This is a genomic window from Chamaesiphon sp. (genome assembly GCF_041737865.1).
Lineage (GTDB): Bacteria > Cyanobacteriota > Cyanobacteriia > Cyanobacteriales > Chamaesiphonaceae > Chamaesiphon.
This window is the reverse complement of record NZ_JBGSQZ010000253.1, coordinates 14,370-29,839: the sequence shown is the minus strand read 5'-3', so window position 1 is coordinate 29,839 and position 15,470 is coordinate 14,370. Positions and strand designations below refer to the sequence as shown.

The window sequence follows — 15,470 nt, the reverse complement described above, 5'->3', positions numbered from 1 at the left end:
CATGATGCTCGATCGTCACTTTTCTGAGCTAACACCCAATCCTAACCCAACTTATTACTACACAGGTTATTGTCCCCAAAGTGGCGAACTATTAAGATTGCCACGCACACAGGAAGTAGAGCAGATTGCGCGTAATCTCATGGCGCAATTGTCACGAGATCGTCGTTCCACTCGTGAAGGTAAAATGTATGGCGTGTTATTGGTAGAGACAAATACAACCGAACATTACTCGATTAAGGCTTTTTCGGGGCTACTCAATAGTGAGGCTGTCGTGGCTGGATGGGTACCGCCAATTCCTGGGCGCGATCGAGTCGCGATCGATGAAGCTGCTACGCTGGAAGATCTAGCGACGATGAAGCAAGAATTAATCGATTTAGATCGAGCGACAGAAAGAGAGCAGTATCGATCGTTAACAGTAGAATTTACAGCCAAACTAGAAAAATTAGCGATCGCACATCGTCAGCGCAAGGCATTTCGACAGCAAGAGCGCGAAAGATTCGATCTCGCTGAGAGGATCGAACTAGTAGCAGCTCTCGATCGACTAGCAGCCCAAAGCCGCCAGGACGGACGAGAACGCCGTCAACTCAAACAAGAGCGCGATGCAATTTTACAGCCACTCCAGGTAGTTATAGACCAGCATGACGATCGAATTCGCCAACTCAAACAGCAGCGTAAAATCCGATCGCGTCAACTTCAGGAGCAGATGCACGATGCCTATCGGTTGATGAATTTTTTGGGGACATCTAGCTCGTTGCGAGAATTAATGCCCGCAGGTATTCCCACAGGGACGGGCGACTGTTGTGCGCCCAAATTGCTTCACTATGCAGCTACCCATCAGCTTAAACCGATCGCGATGGCGGAATTTTGGTGGGGCGAGGATCGTCAAGATAAGATTCAGGGTGAATTTTATGGAGCTTGTCAGGATCGGTGTCAGCCGTTGATCGGGTTTATGCTGGCGGGGTTGTCAACGCCATCTAATTTGGATTTGTCGATCGTTTATGAGGATGAATATCTAATTGCTGTTGATAAACCTGCGGGATTATTGTCTGTACCTGGGCGGACGATCGATCGACAGGATAGTGTGGTGACTCGGTTGCGATTATATCCCGAAATTTATGCCGTTCATCGACTCGATCGAGATACTTCGGGGCTATTATTATTAGCACGAGATAAAGTCACTTATCGCCATCTGAGTCAGCAGTTCGAGCAGCGACAGACATATAAGGTATATGAAGCAATTTTGGGCGGGAGAATTGACGTAGAGCAAGGATCGATCGAGTTACCATTATGGGGCGATCCTGTCGATCGACCGCGCCAGAAAGTAGACTTTAATTTAGGTAAGCCCAGTCTGACGAAGTTCCAGGTATTGGGGCAAATCGACGGCTACACGCGAGTCGAGTTTTTTCCAGTCACGGGACGGACACATCAATTGCGCGTCCATGCAGCCGATCCTCAAGGGCTAGGGGTGACGATTTTGGGCGATCGGCTCTACGGCTGTCAGGCAGATGTCGAACGATTGCATCTCCACGCCAGAGAACTGAGTTTTATCCATCCGCAGACATTTACACGAGTTGAGATTCAAACTCAATGCCCGTTTTGAATATAGGATCTAATTGACTATCGGTGCAATCGACATTGATGAAGGGCGGGCATGAAGCGGCGTTTTTATGCGGGGGTTCCCCCCGCATAAAAAAACGACAAGACAGCACCGCCCCTACCGGTTAACTTTACTCACTAAGCTTACTCACCAAGATGTGTAGGGGTGCCCCTCGTGGGTACCCTCACCATCTAGAACATAGCACTTGTTCAGATCTATGAGATATCTTCTTTATCCAGCTTGGCTTTGGCTAGCTTCCGCTTGAGCGCGACACCATATCCCGCACTAAAAAGTGTCCCCAATACTGTAAATGGTTCGGGAACAGCCGTAGCACTAGCTGCACTAACATTGATATTGTCAAACTGATGGAATGGGCGAGCTTGAGTCCAGTCAACAGACACTAAATCAGTGAAGTTACTAAAGTTGAATGTTGTCAGACCTCATGCACTACTGGTAAAGGTTTGAGCGGTAGTACTATTATCAGCGCTCAAACCGCTAAAGGTGACAGGTGTTGAGGTACGACTATTAAGAAGATTCGCTAGGTCGATCGATGATAGTGTAAACGCACCACCACCAACTTGGGTTAAACGAATTACTCCATTAGCAGGATTGTTAAAAAGAGCTGTCGAGCCTGGGGATGCTACCGATTGAGTACCCCAAACGCCGAGTTGAAAACGTTGATTGCCGACTTGACTAACTGTAAAACCATTTTCAGTGTAAGTGGTTCCTACATCATTAAGAATAGGATTGTTCACTGCTAAACTTTCAAAATTAAGAACGGCAGATTGAGCGGGAGCGGCAGCAACGACAGACAAAGCTGAAAAACTAGTCAGCAACAAGGCTTTAGCGATTTTGGGCGGGTAAGTTGTTGCATTGTTTTTCGGGGGATTAAGCGTAAAACGGGACAAAATTGAGCTGTGCTGCAAGAACATCAGGCGCGGCAGATCGAAGATCCATTCGGAGCCAAGTTTTTGTAGCGTCTAAAGGATACTATACCCACGTTGAGATCGCAAGTATCCATAAGACTTCGACAATCAAACAAGGATAACTAATAAACTTTGTGGTACGCGAGGATCGAATTACCATATTCTGCTCAGACTTAGCACAAAACCTGGCATCACATCCTCACAGCTAATTGACAGTGGTGATTCTAACACTTCTATAGCTTGCTCTAAGCGATAGATCTCGACCTTTCGATCCTGGGGATTGACAAGCAGCCCCAATCTTACACCCAGCCGCTGGTATTCAGTCATTTTGGCTCGAACGGTGCTCAACCTGTCAGTAGTCGAACGTAACTCAATCACAAAATCGGGAACTACTGGAATAAACCCGACGATATTTACGCCTTCCAAACGAGACTTTTCAATCCAAGATACATCTGGCGATAGTTTCCCCCCATCGATTGCTGTGAAATCATAGCCAGTTGAAGAATCAAATGTTTCGCCTAGATTGGTGAGATCGTTCCAATTCCAAACTCTGGCAAACAAACTCCCATTTCTTTTACCAGTCTCACCACCAGTCGGAGCCATTACAATCAATTCTCTATTTCGGGTCAATTCAAGGCGTAGATCGGGATTATCAGCACAGAGAATATCAAATTGTGCTGGAGTAACCATCAGAGTTGTATTGCTGACATCAAGCAATAGCGATTTAGTATTTAGGGGTGGGGTAGGAGTAGTAGCAATCGTCATAAAATTACCAAACGTTTGCGGTCATCAAATTATATCACTTTTCCCCTTTTCCCCTTTTCCCCTACTGCACCATCCAATTTAACCGCCCACGAGCTGATTAGCCACTCGGTTTCTGTTAGAGTGAGATCTGAGAAATTCAAATATTGTAAACCTAGCATGGCAGAAACTCTATTTTTTAATGCCCTACGTGCCGCGATCGATGAAGAGATGGCGCGGGATTCAGCAGTATTTGTGATGGGTGAAGATGTCGGACACTACGGCGGTTCGTACAAAGTTACCAAAGACCTCTATAAGAAGTATGGAGACATGCGGGTACTAGACACCCCGATCGCCGAAAATAGTTTTACAGGGATGGCTGTAGGTGCTGCAATGACTGGATTGCGCCCGATTATTGAAGGGATGAACATGGGCTTTTTGCTCCTTGCCTTCAACCAGATTTCCAATAATGCGGGGATGCTCCGCTACACATCTGGTGGTAATTTTACAATCCCCCTAGTCATTCGCGGGCCTGGTGGTGTGGGCAGACAATTGGGTGCAGAACACTCTCAACGGTTAGAAGCTTATTTCCAAGCCGTGCCTGGTTTGAAAATTGTGGCTTGTTCGACTCCCCGCAATGCTAAAGGACTCCTAAAATCGGCAATTAGAGACGAGAATCCGGTCTTATTCTTCGAGCACGTCTTGCTCTACAACCTCAAAGAAGACTTACCAGATGAAGAGTATCTATTGCCGCTAGATCAGGCTGAAATCGTCCGCCCAGGCAAAGATGTCACCATCCTTACTTACTCGCGGATGCGTCACCACTGCACCCAAGCGATGAAAACCTTGACAGAGAAAGGTTCTGATTGCGATCCAGAAATTATCGATCTAATTTCACTCAAACCGTTAGATATGGAGACAATTGGGGCATCTATTAAGAAGACGCACAAAGTAATTATCGTCGAGGAGTGTATGCGGACGGGGGGCATCGGCGCAGAATTAGTCGCCTCGATTAACGATCGTTTCTTTGATGAACTGGATGCACCTGTCTTGCGGATGTCGTCACAGGATATTCCCACGCCTTACAATGGAAAGTTAGAATACCTGACAATTATTCAACCACCACAGATCGTTGACGCGATCGAAAAAATGGTTGATGGCAAACTGTAGCACAGCAGGGAGTCAGTAGTTCGGAGGGATAGACAAGTAATTTTCGATCGATCGTCTGCCCCTTCCGAACTTCGAGCTACATTTAAAATAACTAAACTTTTATATTTATTATGCAAAAACAGCGAGTTATTTTAGGCTTAATTATAGTCTTACTGATCGCTGCGATTACTCTGCTAGTCAACAAGCCCATGCGCTTGGGACTCGATTTACAAGGAGGTTCGCAACTAACTATTCAGGTGAAACCAACCAAAGATCATCCTACTATTACGCAACTAGATCTCGATGCCGTTCAAAAGGTGGTCGAAAATCGGATCAATGGTTTAGGTGTATCTGAAGCACTGATCCAATCTGCTGGGAATAATCAGATTTTAGTCCAGTTACCTGGTGTCAACGATCCTCAACAAGCAGAAAGAGTTTTGGGCGGTACCGCCCAACTCGAATTTCGCGAACAAAAAGCGGGGACAGAGGGACAACTAGGTGCAGAGTCGGCTGTATTGAGAGCAGCCAAAGACCAGCAAGCAATCCTCAAAAAAACTAAATCTACAGATAAGCAAGCGATCGCCGAAACTCAAGCAGCGATCGAGAAGCAATATACTGAAATTGATAAATTATTCAACAAAGCAGTAATTACTGGTAAACAACTTACAAACGCCAGCCCGCAACCTTTATCTGCGGACTCCTGGGAAGTGGCACTAGAATTTGATAGTGCTGGGGGTGAGGCTTTTGCGAAGATGACAAAAAGCCTAGCTGGAACTGGTAGATCGATCGGCGTATTCTTAGATAATGACCCAATTAGTACCCCAACTGTCGGCCCGACATTTGCTGGGACTGGGATTACTGGTGGTAAGGCGGTAATTACCGGAAACTTTACTACCGAAACAGCCCAAAATTTAGCCGTTCAGCTCCGAGGTGGTTCGCTCCCAGTCCCCGTCGAAATCGTCGAGAACCGAGTAGTTGGTGCCACATTGGGACGAGATAGCATTCAAAGCAGTATCTATGCTGGCATCGGTGGATTGGTATTGGTCGCCATCTTTATGGGTGTCTACTATCGCGTACCAGGGCTAGTAGCGGACTTTGCGCTGGTGATTTACTCACTGCTATCGTTAGCCGCTTTCAATCTGCTGGACGTAACCTTGACACTCCCAGGGATTGCTGGGTTTATTCTCAGTATCGGGATGGCTGTAGATGCCAACGTCCTGATCTTCGAGCGTACCCGCGAAGAGCTTCAGACGGGTAAAACTTTGTACAAGTCGGTAGAATCTGGTTTTCACCGCGCTTTCGATAGTATTTTGGACAGCCACGTTACAACACTGATTTCCTGTGGTGCCTTATTTTTCTTAGGTTCGGGACTAGTCAAAGGATATGCCGTGACTTTAGCTGTTGGGGTCGCAATTAGCTTTTTCACCTCTCTAACTTGTACGCGGACATTTCTGTTGTTATTAGTATTAGGTTTTCCAGCTCTGCGCCAAAAAACCCAACTATTCGCACCAAATGTACCCAGTTTAACTAAATAAATAAGACTCAACTCCCATGAAGAAATTCAGTGTTACTAAACAACGTAAATGGTGGTGGCTTTTATCCAGTGCTGTGATTTTGACAGGGATTATCTCGATGATCTTGTCATGGACAAATCCCGAGATTGGATCGCCGTTACGTCGAGGATTAGATTTTACAGGTGGATCGAAATTACAGTATGAATTGGACTGTTCTATTCCCAATAATTGTAAACGAATCGAAATTGCCACTGTTCGCGAAATCGTCAAAAATCAAGGTATTGTTGACCCGATTATCCAATTAGTAGGTAAAGATTTAACTGGACTGTCGATTAGAACCAAGGATCTGAAGGTTGATGCTAGAACTAAATTAGAAGCAGCTCTCAGTGAGAAAATCGGCAAATTCGATCCCAACAAAACCCAGAGTGATACTGTAGGGCCAACCCTGGGTCAAGAATTGTTTCAAAATGGGTTAATCGCGATCGGCTTGTCATTCGGATTGATCTTACTATATCTCACCTTCCGCTTCAAATTTGATTACGCTTTCTTTGCCTTTGTCGCCCTGTTCCATGATGTACTAATTACAACCGGAATTTTCTCGATTTTAGGTTTAGTTGGCGGCGTAGAAATTGATAGTTTATTCGTCGTCGCGCTCTTGACAATTATCGGTTTTTCTGTTAATGATACGGTAGTTATTTACGATCGCATCCGGGAAGTTATTAGTATCAATCCCGACCAACCGATCGATAAAATTGTAGATGATGCCGTCAATCAAACCATGTCTCGATCGATCAACACCACCCTGACAGTTCTGCTCACCCTACTATCGATCTACTTATTCGGTGGTGATACACTCAAGAACTTTGCCTTGTGCTTGATTATCGGCTTTACCGCTGGAGCGTACTCCAGCATCTTTATCGCCAGCACCCTGTTTGCATGGTGGCGCGAAAGTCATCCTCCCACACCTAATCCAGCCGCAATGAGTTCTGAATCTTAGCAGCCGATGGAAATATGTCTAGATTCAATCCTCCCGAACATTCACTATCCACATCAGATCCAGTTGAACTCGATCCGATTTTTAAAAACCAGATCGAGAATCTCTACCGTCTGACTATCTATCGCAGGTGGCTGATAATCGGGCTATTGTGGCTGACTGTCGGTGCCTATAGCCTCTGGGATCTCCGCTACCCGATTAGTCTGATCCAAGAAGATTTTACCTGGGCGGCGGTTAGATATGGACTTGCTTTTCAGCCAATTCCAGCTTTCGGCTTGTGTCTGTGTGTGGGGATGACGGCTACCACCCTAGTTTGGCAAAGTCGGAATCCGATTTGGGGCATACCCCAAAAGGAACAACAACGTTTAGCCCAACAAGTTTGTCATATTCGCCAGCAAGGTAGTTCTCACCCTCTATGGAAATTAGTCATAAAATAATAGATCCAGAGGGGCTTTGTCGATCGAAATCACTCGTGTTTTTATTAGCAAGCAAAACTCACCCATCCCGCAGGTAAATAACCAACAAACCTCATGCAATCCCCCACCCTCGACACCCAACATCCGCCCGAACCCAAACTAATCGATGCTTGCGTGCATTGTGGCTTTTGTCTCTCCACTTGCCCTAGTTACCGCGTCTTGGGGACAGAAATGGATTCACCACGGGGACGAGTATATATGATGGATGCCTTGAATCAGGGCGAAATAGACCTCACTCCTGCGGTTGTCAGTCATTTTGATAGTTGCCTTGGTTGTTTGGCTTGCACCACGACCTGTCCATCCGGCGTTCAGTACGATAAACTGATCGCATCGATGCGTCCTCAAATCGAACGCAATCATCAACGCCCGCTCGTCGAACGGTTATATCGACAATTTATCTTTGGATTATTTCCCTATCCAAATCGGCTGCGGTTATTGCTGATTCCGCTATTTGTCTATCAGAAACTTGGGTTACAAAAACTAGTCAGACAGACAGGAATAGTTGAAAAAGTTTCGCCCCACTTAGCGGGAATGGAGTCAAATCTCCCTGAATTATCGCTGAGTACATTTCAGGATACTTTACCCGCATTAATTCCCGCTCAAGGCACTCAAAGATATCGAGTAGGCATGATTTTGGGTTGTGTCCAACGGCTATTTTTCGATCGCGTAAATCAAGCTACTGTGCGAGTCCTCACCGCCAATGGTTGTGAAATTGTCATCCCTCAAGCTCAAGGCTGTTGCGCCGCCCTACCGCACCATCAAGGGCAAGAAGAGCAGGCGAAAGTGATGGCGAGACAGATGATTGACAATTTTGCCGATACAAATGTCGATGCAATTATCATCAATGCTGCTGGTTGTGGGCACACCCTAAAAGAATACGGCGAACTGCTCAAAGATGACCCCGAATATCTCCAACGAGCGATCGATTTCTCAGCAAAAGTTAAAGATGTCCAAGAATTCCTCGCTGACATCAAACTTACCACACCATTATCGCCTATCTCTACCGAAAAACTGACCCTAGTTTATCAAGATGCCTGTCACTTATTGCATGGTCAAAAAATCAGCGTCCAACCCCGCCAACTCCTCAAACAGATTCCAAATATCGCACTAACTGAGCCGTTAGATGCCGCACTCTGTTGTGGTAGTGCAGGTGTCTATAATATGCTCCAACCAGAAACAGCCAACGAACTAGGCAGCCAGAAAGTTAGAAATTTGGTTAATACCGGAGCGACGATTATCGCTTCGGCAAATCCTGGCTGTACCCTCCAAATTGCCAAACATCTGGAGCTGCAAGGACATCAAACTAAAATACTACACCCGATCGAGCTTTTGGATCTATCTATTAGAGGGGAATTAGTTGATTTGTCTTGTCAGTTCGATAAATTACCAAGTTAGTTCTACTGCACCCCCAAACTTCCGCATTTCCGCAAAAAACTTGCCCTGTGCGCCACCCTCTGGAAGCGTTGCCAGATAGACGGCGGTTTCAGCACCCTCCTCGGCTGTGAATGGCGCGTTAGATCCACCCATGTCAGTTTGCATCCAGCCAGGAGAGTAAGCATTTACCAAAATATTGGTGCCTTGGAGTTCCTTTGCCCAGAGTGCTGTCAGAGCATTCAGCCCAGATTTGGAAAGGCGATATGACGGAGCCAGTGGATAGTAATCACTCCCCATAGACGTGAGGGAAGCCATCTCAGTAGACACATTGACGATCCGCCCGTAGTTTTGCGCTTTCATCAACGGCATTAGCACCTGAGTGATTCGAGCCACGGCTAGAACATTGGTTGTCAAGGTTGCCAGCATCGTTTCTATTTTAACCGTGAGCAGGCTAGATTCTTCTGGTTGCATCGTGGGATTGACACCCGCATTATTAACCAGAATATCGACTCTGCCATAAGTCTGATGCACCCAGGTTGCAAACTGCTGCACACTGGTATCAAGCGTGACATCTAGAGGATGAAAATCCACTTGAATATTTTCCCTGGATAGCCGCTGTTGAGCCGCAAGTCCATCTTGCTCCTGCCGACTCGTCAGCACTACTTGAATATTCTCTTGCTGTGCTAGCTGGCGAGCGATCGCATAACCTAACCCTTTGTGGCTACCTGTGATTACAGCAATTTTCTGTGTCATGAGCGTTAAGCTTCCTTGAATAAATGGCTGCACAGTTATAGTAACAACCCCTAAAATATTAGACAAGTCAATATTTTAGATAGTTAGCATCAATGAAATCGATAAAACTAGCCGCGATCGACTTAAACCTTTTGGTTGCCTTTGAAGCCCTTCTAGAGCAGCACAGCGTTACAAAAGCTGCCGAGCAGCTTCAGATTGGTCAACCTGCCATGAGTGCAGCACTCAGTCGTTTACGTATTTTGTTTGAAGATGAATTGTTTGTGCGGTTGGGGCGACAGATGCAGCCGACGCTCAAAGCCCAAGCGATCGCCCCAGGTATTCTGACAGCATTGCAACAAATTCGCCAAGCCGTTACCGCCAGTCAAACCTTTGAACCATCGGTTAGTAGTCGCACCCTTACTATTGGTAGTTCAGACTACACCAGCTTTGTCCTGATGCCGCCATTACTGGAGTTTAGTCTTCAAAAGGCTCCATCCATCAACGTTCGGATGATTGGATTTGAGAAGGACAGTATTGGGGATTTGCTAGAACAGGGGGAAATCGATGTGGCATTGGGTGTTTTTCCCGCTCCACCCCGACAAACGCAATGGGAACCGATCTTTGAAGAACGATTTGTGGGAATTGTGCGTCAAGGACATCCGGCTGTCCAGCAAGGAACCATGAGTTTAGAAACCTTTGCCCAGCTTCCTCACGCCCTCACAACTCTACGTCGAGATACTACGGGTGCCATCGACAAGGCGTTGAATGAGCAAAACTTAGAGCGTCGGGTTGCATTCACAACTCCGCATATGATGGTTTTGCCATTCGCGATCGCATCTAGCGATCTAGTTGCAGCAATTCCTCGACGCATTGCGCTTTGTTTAGCAACTGTATGCAATTTAACAATTTTTGAACTACCAGTCGAAACAAAGCCCTGGATGGTTTCTATGCTGTGGAGTACTTTGAGCGATCGAGATGAAGCCAATCGTTGGTTACGCAGTGCAATCAAAACAATTTCTCAAAAGATGGAGACAAGTTAAGCCAAAAATAATCAACCGACAGAAGTCGCAATAATTTGATGCTTCCTTTGGGTTCTATCTGACTATCCATTAATTTAGATCCACCGAAATATCCAGAAATTCCAGAGCCGCAGAGCTAAATCTGATTTTTCGATCGATAATCCCAGATAAATCGGCAACCAAAATACAAACGCAGCAGCAATACTAAAAATTGTAGTCAATCCGGCTGCTTGCCAGAATTTAGAACTACTCCGCAACCCCAAATCTACCAGCCATGCTAACCCCATAATGGCAAATAAGACAGCACCCATATAGTGATAAATATACAAGCAGCGAGTAACTTTTACCCAGGGTAATAAGTTGGCAGCATAGTTAACTACTATAAATATTGGCACATTTAACCGATCGATATTTAGTTCTCTAATTGGTTTTACTGTAAAGCCTTTGATAATTAACCAAACCGAGCCAAAAATTGCCACTAGAGCAAACCACCATAGGAGGGGATTTCCCATCGCATGGACATCATAATAATAGTCAGGTTTATACTGTTTAAAATAGTAAGCTAAAGGACGCATCATTAGCAGCCAAGTATACCAATTTGCACAGTAGGGATGGATTTTAACTCCATTACCAACTTTTTCATGGTAGTTGAGAATCGACCACTGGACATCGATAAAATTGGGTGTGGGGTTTTGAATCAGGTGGGGAACCCATAGTAAGCTATAGATAGCAATCGGGGTAACTACTAGGCAAATGACGATCTCAATTATACAAATGGTGGCGAATCGATCTAAGATTGAATTAGTAACAATTGAAGAGCGACGATCTGACCTAATTATTTGCCATAGCTTCGCGATAATTATTAGTACATATATACCCAATAAAAACCATAAACCATTCCATTTACATGCGGCTGATGCTCCAAAAGATATGCCAGCACCTATGAGTAGCAAGCGACGATTTTGAGTAGTCTTGCTAGCCATCACTACCAATAACTGTCCCAATAATCCAAAGAAAACTAAATAGATATTATTTAGAGCATAGCGAGAATCAACCAGAAATAATCCATCTAAACTAATAAATAATGCAGCTAAAAAAGCATAGCTCATTCGGTGACTTAACTGATAAGCTAAAGCTGCAACTATGGGCGGAATAAACGAACCAAACAAGGCATTCATCCACCGATAACTAAAAGTTGAATGCAGCGAACCTGTGAGAGTATTCGTGGTGTCCTGTCCGATCGGCAATCGATCGCCAATCCAAATGCCGATCGCGATTAAATATTGACTGAGGGGCGGATGTGAATTGAAGAATTTGGTATTAGTGAGATAATTATTCGCAAATTTAGCATAGTAAAATTCATCAAATACAAATACATTAAATCTCCCCAATTCCCAAAATCGTATCCAGAGCGATCCTAAACAAACGATCGCGATTCCCCAGGCAGCTAGCTTTTTACTACTTTCGGTGTCTAAATTTAATAACATTAATTAATTTATCTATTTAGATTGGAGCTGCCAAGGTAGCTGATGGTATTTGAGATAGTAGCCAGCACCGCTAACTAACACAATTAATACTGCCCCAATTCCTAGTGAATTCGGCAGCCAAAAGATGGCATCGATATGATTTAGTTCTCCAGGCTTTAAGTGCCAAGTCATTTGTCGATCGCTAATAGCTTTGACGCTGACGACATTATTAGTATTACCATTCTTGATACTCCAAGGACTTTGAAGACTAAAATCGAGATCGATAAAGTTATTTGGGGCAACAGAGAATTTTGGTTTGGGAGCGATTGTCCCTGTTAAAGGCTCTGCTAATGATAGAGAGCGGAGATCGATATCGTAGGTGAGATGATTTCTGACTACTAATAGGAAGTTGCGCTGATTTACCTGCATGTGAGCATTGAACTTCGAGCGGGTTTCCGCATTAGCCGCTGGATTAAAATATCGATCGATCTTAGTAACTAACTCCTGAGCATTATTAAAAGGAATAATTACTTGAAGTTCGCGATCGTTTACATGTTCTAAATGACCTTGTGCTTCGATTGTCCGCTGCTCGATACTGGCGATCCAGACTTTTACCGCATTTTGACTAAAACTATTTAATTGTTCGCTCAGTTGGATATGTTCGACAATTTCTCCAGAGTTGAGACTAGAAAAATTTACCCCAGTATCATACTTAACACAACCAGATAAAGCGATCGCGATCGCCCAAAACCCGATCGCTAGTTGTCGATCGATTAGGCTCAATAATCCTACTCGAACCGCGCCGATCCAGCAATCTATAAATCTGACAAATTTAGATTGACTAACTATAATTTTCATGTTTTGTCTCCTCATTGACAATCTTATCAGATTCGACTATTTTTATGACGGATTGACTACAAGTAATCAGCGTAGATCCAGGGTACCCATGAAGGGTACCCCTACACAATTAACCTGTAGGGGTGCCCTGTCTTGTCGTTTTTTTATGCGGGGGGAACCCCCGCATAAAAACGCCGCTTCATGGGTACCCTCAGATCTCTGCTATTATCTAGTTCTTATGTATTGATGCAAGATGTGAGCATACTCCTTTCCCGATCGAGAAACCGTCCATTCACCATTCACCATCCACCATCCACCATCCACTCACCACCCTAAATAATTTGTCACAAGCCAGAAAGTATATGGTATAATCGGGAGCTTTGCTACTGCTACCTGCGCCCTTCGTCTATGAAAGCTCAAACCATCGCTCGTGAGTTAGCTCTGCTAGCTCTACCCCAGTTATCGAAGGCGCAAAGGAAGTTGGCGCAAGCACAGCCGCGCGAATTGCAGTTGACGCTAGAAGAAATGATGCTCAACGCGATCTCTACCCTGCGCGAAGAGACTCAAGAGGCACTAGAAGCCGCCACCGCAGAATTGCAGCGCAGTAATGACAGACTGCTAAATAGTCAAACTAGAGCTAGTGACGTTGAGAGTGCTAGAGTGATGACCACAGCAGCCAGCGAATTAGTTCAAAAAGCGATCGACAGGTTGGGACACGCCTTAGAAATGCCTGAATTAATTAACAATTTCAATCGTCCTGATGTCCGTAACTATGCTCTACAATTATTGGTCAAAACTACCGAACAAACCGCCGATATCGACACACTTTTAGGTAAAAGTATTGTAGATTGGCAGCTAGGTCGTTTACCCAAGATCGATCGAGATATCCTCAGATTGGCAGTAGCTGAAATAGTTTATCTCGGATTGGAAGAACGGATTGCCATTAATGAAGCGATCGAACTCGCAAAACGCTATAGTGACGACCAAGGACGGAAGTTAATTAACGGTGTCCTGCGTCGAGTCACAGAACAATTAAAATCAGAGGTTTAGACTATAGCAACGGTTTCACCCACTGCTAGTATTTCCCCCGCCTTGGTAGCCGCCATAATTCATCCCTTATCCCTCATAATTTACTATGGTTTTCAATTGGTTTCGTCGGAAGTTCGATAAATCCGAATCCGAGCAAGTACCAGATTCAGAGCAGGTAGAAATACCTGCTGTAGTTGAAGACGAGCCAATAGAACCAGAGACTAGTGAGGCGGGGGCGACAGACTATTTAGCCTGGGCAAAAGCTGCTTATCAGAATATTCAGCAGCAGCAGGAATCATCATCAGTAGCGGTAGTCGAGGCGGACGAGACTAGCTCAGATACATCAGCTCCAGTCGAAACTACCGATCCTGAGTTACTAGAAACCGCAGGCATCAATGATGTCGAGCCAGAAACAACCGCACCTGAAGGTGAAATCGAGGTAGCGGTTGACAATTCTGCTCCAGTGAAGAAGGAAGCACCCGAAGCAACGCCAGTAGTCACCGAAAACATCCCCATTTGGGCGCGAGATGACCGTCAGCAGCGACTAGAGCAGCTCAAGGCAACGGCGATCGAAACCCTCGAACCAGAGGCACCCACGCCCGAAATCGCGCTCGATGATGACTTTTTGTGGTCGGCAAAAGTCCTCGCAGATCAAGGACGGACACCGGAGCAAGTATCTTTAGATGAGATTAACTGGCTCAAAAAATTACGTCAAGGTTTAGACAAAACTCGGAGAGGATTTGTCAATCAATTTAAAGCACTAATCGGACAAGGCCCACTCAATGCTGATGCGGTAGAATCGATCGAGACTCTACTCCTACAAGCAGATGTCGGTGTCGAAGCAACCGACTATGTAATTGAAACATTGCAGGCAAAATTACGCCAGGAATCCTTACCGCCAGAGGAAGCAGTCGCTTATCTCAAGCAAATTTTGCGCGACTTGCTCGACAAACCCCTGCAAGAAAACTACACTCAAGAATTTCTACCCATCCAGAACCAATTAAATATTTGGCTGCTGGTGGGAGTCAATGGAGTAGGCAAGACTACGACTATTGGTAAACTCGCCCATATGACTCAAGCATCGGGTTATAAATGTCTGATTGCGGCTGGTGATACCTTTCGCGCCGCTGCCGTTCAACAAGTACAAGTATGGGGACAACGCAGCGGTATTGAAGTAATAGCCAACCCCGGACAAAATACCGACCCCGCCGCAGTTGTTTATGATGCCATTAGTGCAGCTCAAGCGCGAGGAACTGAGCTACTATTAGTCGATACCGCCGGACGACTACAAAATAAGAAAAACCTGATGGATGAGTTGAGCAAAATCCGTCGGATTATAGATAAACAAGCAACCAATGCTCAGATAGAATCTTTACTTGTACTGGATGCTACTCTGGGGCAAAACGGTTTGCGTCAGGCGCAGGTATTTGCTGAAGCAGCAAAGTTGAGCGGAGTGGTATTGACCAAGTTAGATGGCACAGCTAAAGGTGGCGTAGCTTTGGCTGTAGTTCAACAACTGGGGCTACCAATTCGGTTTATTGGTGCTGGCGAGGGGATTGAAGATTTGCGACCATTTTCCAGCTATGAATTTGTTGAGGCTTTATTAAGTGGTTAGG

At 45.3% G+C, this 15,470-nt stretch carries 15 protein-coding genes; 9 read left to right on the top strand and 6 right to left on the bottom strand.

Going from position 1 to position 15,470, the window contains the following annotated elements; genetic code table 11:
- The first annotated feature begins 1 nt into the window (after nucleotide 1).
- Nucleotides 2–1,600, top strand: coding sequence for a pseudouridine synthase (locus tag ACEW9J_RS19045; protein WP_373546669.1), 1,599 nt, complete (start codon nucleotides 2–4; stop codon nucleotides 1,598–1,600).
- A 212-nt stretch (nucleotides 1,601–1,812) separates the two neighbouring features.
- Here the strand turns inward: ACEW9J_RS19045 and ACEW9J_RS19040 are convergent, their stop codons facing one another.
- The 3 genes from ACEW9J_RS19040 to ACEW9J_RS19030 form a co-directional block, all read right to left on the bottom strand.
- Nucleotides 1,813–1,998, bottom strand: a complete 186-nt coding sequence (locus ACEW9J_RS19040) for a PEP-CTERM sorting domain-containing protein (RefSeq protein WP_373546668.1) — start codon at nucleotides 1,996–1,998, stop codon at nucleotides 1,813–1,815.
- A gap of 39 nt (nucleotides 1,999–2,037) precedes the next feature.
- Nucleotides 2,038–2,505 (bottom strand): hypothetical protein, encoded by a 468-nt coding sequence (locus tag ACEW9J_RS19035; protein WP_373546667.1) that lies wholly within the window; start codon nucleotides 2,503–2,505, stop codon nucleotides 2,038–2,040.
- A gap of 171 nt (nucleotides 2,506–2,676) precedes the next feature.
- On the bottom strand, nucleotides 2,677–3,288 hold the full coding sequence (locus ACEW9J_RS19030; RefSeq protein ID WP_373546666.1) for a Uma2 family endonuclease: 612 nt from the start codon (nucleotides 3,286–3,288) through the stop codon (nucleotides 2,677–2,679).
- A 156-nt stretch (nucleotides 3,289–3,444) separates the two neighbouring features.
- Between ACEW9J_RS19030 and ACEW9J_RS19025 the strand changes: the two genes are divergently transcribed.
- The 5 genes from ACEW9J_RS19025 (at nucleotide 3,445) to ACEW9J_RS19005 (ending at nucleotide 8,792) form a co-directional block, all read left to right on the top strand.
- Nucleotides 3,445–4,434: an alpha-ketoacid dehydrogenase subunit beta gene (locus ACEW9J_RS19025; RefSeq protein ID WP_373546665.1), complete on the top strand. Its 990-nt coding sequence runs from the start codon at nucleotides 3,445–3,447 to the stop codon at nucleotides 4,432–4,434.
- A 110-nt stretch (nucleotides 4,435–4,544) separates the two neighbouring features.
- Nucleotides 4,545–5,948 (top strand): protein translocase subunit SecD, encoded by a 1,404-nt coding sequence (gene secD, locus ACEW9J_RS19020; protein ID WP_373546664.1) that lies wholly within the window; start codon nucleotides 4,545–4,547, stop codon nucleotides 5,946–5,948.
- Between the two features lie 16 nt (nucleotides 5,949–5,964).
- Complete coding sequence (gene secF / locus ACEW9J_RS19015) at nucleotides 5,965–6,924, top strand: protein translocase subunit SecF (RefSeq protein ID WP_373546663.1); 960 nt, start codon at nucleotides 5,965–5,967, stop codon at nucleotides 6,922–6,924.
- A gap of 14 nt (nucleotides 6,925–6,938) precedes the next feature.
- Nucleotides 6,939–7,358, top strand: a complete 420-nt coding sequence (locus tag ACEW9J_RS19010) for a hypothetical protein (protein ID WP_373546662.1) — start codon at nucleotides 6,939–6,941, stop codon at nucleotides 7,356–7,358.
- A 93-nt stretch (nucleotides 7,359–7,451) separates the two neighbouring features.
- On the top strand, nucleotides 7,452–8,792 hold the full coding sequence (locus ACEW9J_RS19005; protein WP_373546661.1) for a (Fe-S)-binding protein: 1,341 nt from the start codon (nucleotides 7,452–7,454) through the stop codon (nucleotides 8,790–8,792).
- Here ACEW9J_RS19005 and ACEW9J_RS19000 read toward each other — a convergent pair.
- Nucleotides 8,781–9,524, bottom strand: a complete 744-nt coding sequence (locus tag ACEW9J_RS19000) for an SDR family oxidoreductase (RefSeq protein WP_373546660.1) — start codon at nucleotides 9,522–9,524, stop codon at nucleotides 8,781–8,783. The genes ACEW9J_RS19005 and ACEW9J_RS19000 overlap by 12 nt on opposite strands.
- A gap of 92 nt (nucleotides 9,525–9,616) precedes the next feature.
- Between ACEW9J_RS19000 and ACEW9J_RS18995 the strand changes: the two genes are divergently transcribed.
- Entirely contained in the window at nucleotides 9,617–10,543 is a 927-nt protein-coding gene (locus ACEW9J_RS18995) for a LysR family transcriptional regulator (protein ID WP_373546659.1), read from the top strand.
- Nucleotides 10,544–10,617: 74 nt separating this feature from the next.
- Here the strand turns inward: ACEW9J_RS18995 and ACEW9J_RS18990 are convergent, their stop codons facing one another.
- Both ACEW9J_RS18990 and ACEW9J_RS18985 read right to left on the bottom strand, forming a co-directional pair.
- Nucleotides 10,618–12,009, bottom strand: a complete 1,392-nt coding sequence (locus ACEW9J_RS18990; protein ID WP_373546658.1) for a dolichyl-phosphate-mannose--protein mannosyltransferase — start codon at nucleotides 12,007–12,009, stop codon at nucleotides 10,618–10,620.
- Nucleotides 12,010–12,021: 12 nt separating this feature from the next.
- Nucleotides 12,022–12,846 (bottom strand): DUF3153 domain-containing protein, encoded by an 825-nt coding sequence (locus ACEW9J_RS18985; RefSeq protein WP_373546657.1) that lies wholly within the window; start codon nucleotides 12,844–12,846, stop codon nucleotides 12,022–12,024.
- A gap of 387 nt (nucleotides 12,847–13,233) precedes the next feature.
- Here ACEW9J_RS18985 and nusB point away from each other — a divergent pair, with 387 nt between their 5' ends.
- Together nusB and ftsY are read left to right on the top strand one after the other, a co-directional pair.
- On the top strand, nucleotides 13,234–13,875 hold the full coding sequence (gene nusB, locus ACEW9J_RS18980; protein ID WP_373546656.1) for a transcription antitermination factor NusB: 642 nt from the start codon (nucleotides 13,234–13,236) through the stop codon (nucleotides 13,873–13,875).
- 85 nt (nucleotides 13,876–13,960) lie between these two features.
- Entirely contained in the window at nucleotides 13,961–15,469 is a 1,509-nt protein-coding gene (gene ftsY, locus ACEW9J_RS18975) for a signal recognition particle-docking protein FtsY (protein WP_373546655.1), read from the top strand.
- The last annotated feature ends 1 nt before the right edge of the window (nucleotide 15,470 follow it).

Bases quoted from the DNA above. Each gene is read 5' to 3' on its own strand.
- ACEW9J_RS19045 (WP_373546669.1), top strand. From the start codon at position 2: ATGATGCTCGATCGTCACTTTTCTGAGCTAACACCCAATCCTAACCCA.
- ACEW9J_RS19030 (WP_373546666.1), bottom strand. From the start codon at position 3,288: ATGACGATTGCTACTACTCCTACCCCACCCCTAAATACTAAATCGCTA.
- ACEW9J_RS19025 (WP_373546665.1), top strand. From the start codon at position 3,445: ATGGCAGAAACTCTATTTTTTAATGCCCTACGTGCCGCGATCGATGAA.
- secD (WP_373546664.1), top strand. From the start codon at position 4,545: ATGCAAAAACAGCGAGTTATTTTAGGCTTAATTATAGTCTTACTGATC.
- secF (WP_373546663.1), top strand. From the start codon at position 5,965: ATGAAGAAATTCAGTGTTACTAAACAACGTAAATGGTGGTGGCTTTTA.
- ACEW9J_RS19010 (WP_373546662.1), top strand. From the start codon at position 6,939: ATGTCTAGATTCAATCCTCCCGAACATTCACTATCCACATCAGATCCA.
- ACEW9J_RS19005 (WP_373546661.1), top strand. From the start codon at position 7,452: ATGCAATCCCCCACCCTCGACACCCAACATCCGCCCGAACCCAAACTA.
- ACEW9J_RS19000 (WP_373546660.1), bottom strand. From the start codon at position 9,524: ATGACACAGAAAATTGCTGTAATCACAGGTAGCCACAAAGGGTTAGGT.
- ACEW9J_RS18995 (WP_373546659.1), top strand. From the start codon at position 9,617: ATGAAATCGATAAAACTAGCCGCGATCGACTTAAACCTTTTGGTTGCC.
- ACEW9J_RS18990 (WP_373546658.1), bottom strand. From the start codon at position 12,009: ATGTTATTAAATTTAGACACCGAAAGTAGTAAAAAGCTAGCTGCCTGG.
- ACEW9J_RS18985 (WP_373546657.1), bottom strand. From the start codon at position 12,846: ATGAAAATTATAGTTAGTCAATCTAAATTTGTCAGATTTATAGATTGC.
- nusB (WP_373546656.1), top strand. From the start codon at position 13,234: ATGAAAGCTCAAACCATCGCTCGTGAGTTAGCTCTGCTAGCTCTACCC.
- ftsY (WP_373546655.1), top strand. From the start codon at position 13,961: ATGGTTTTCAATTGGTTTCGTCGGAAGTTCGATAAATCCGAATCCGAG.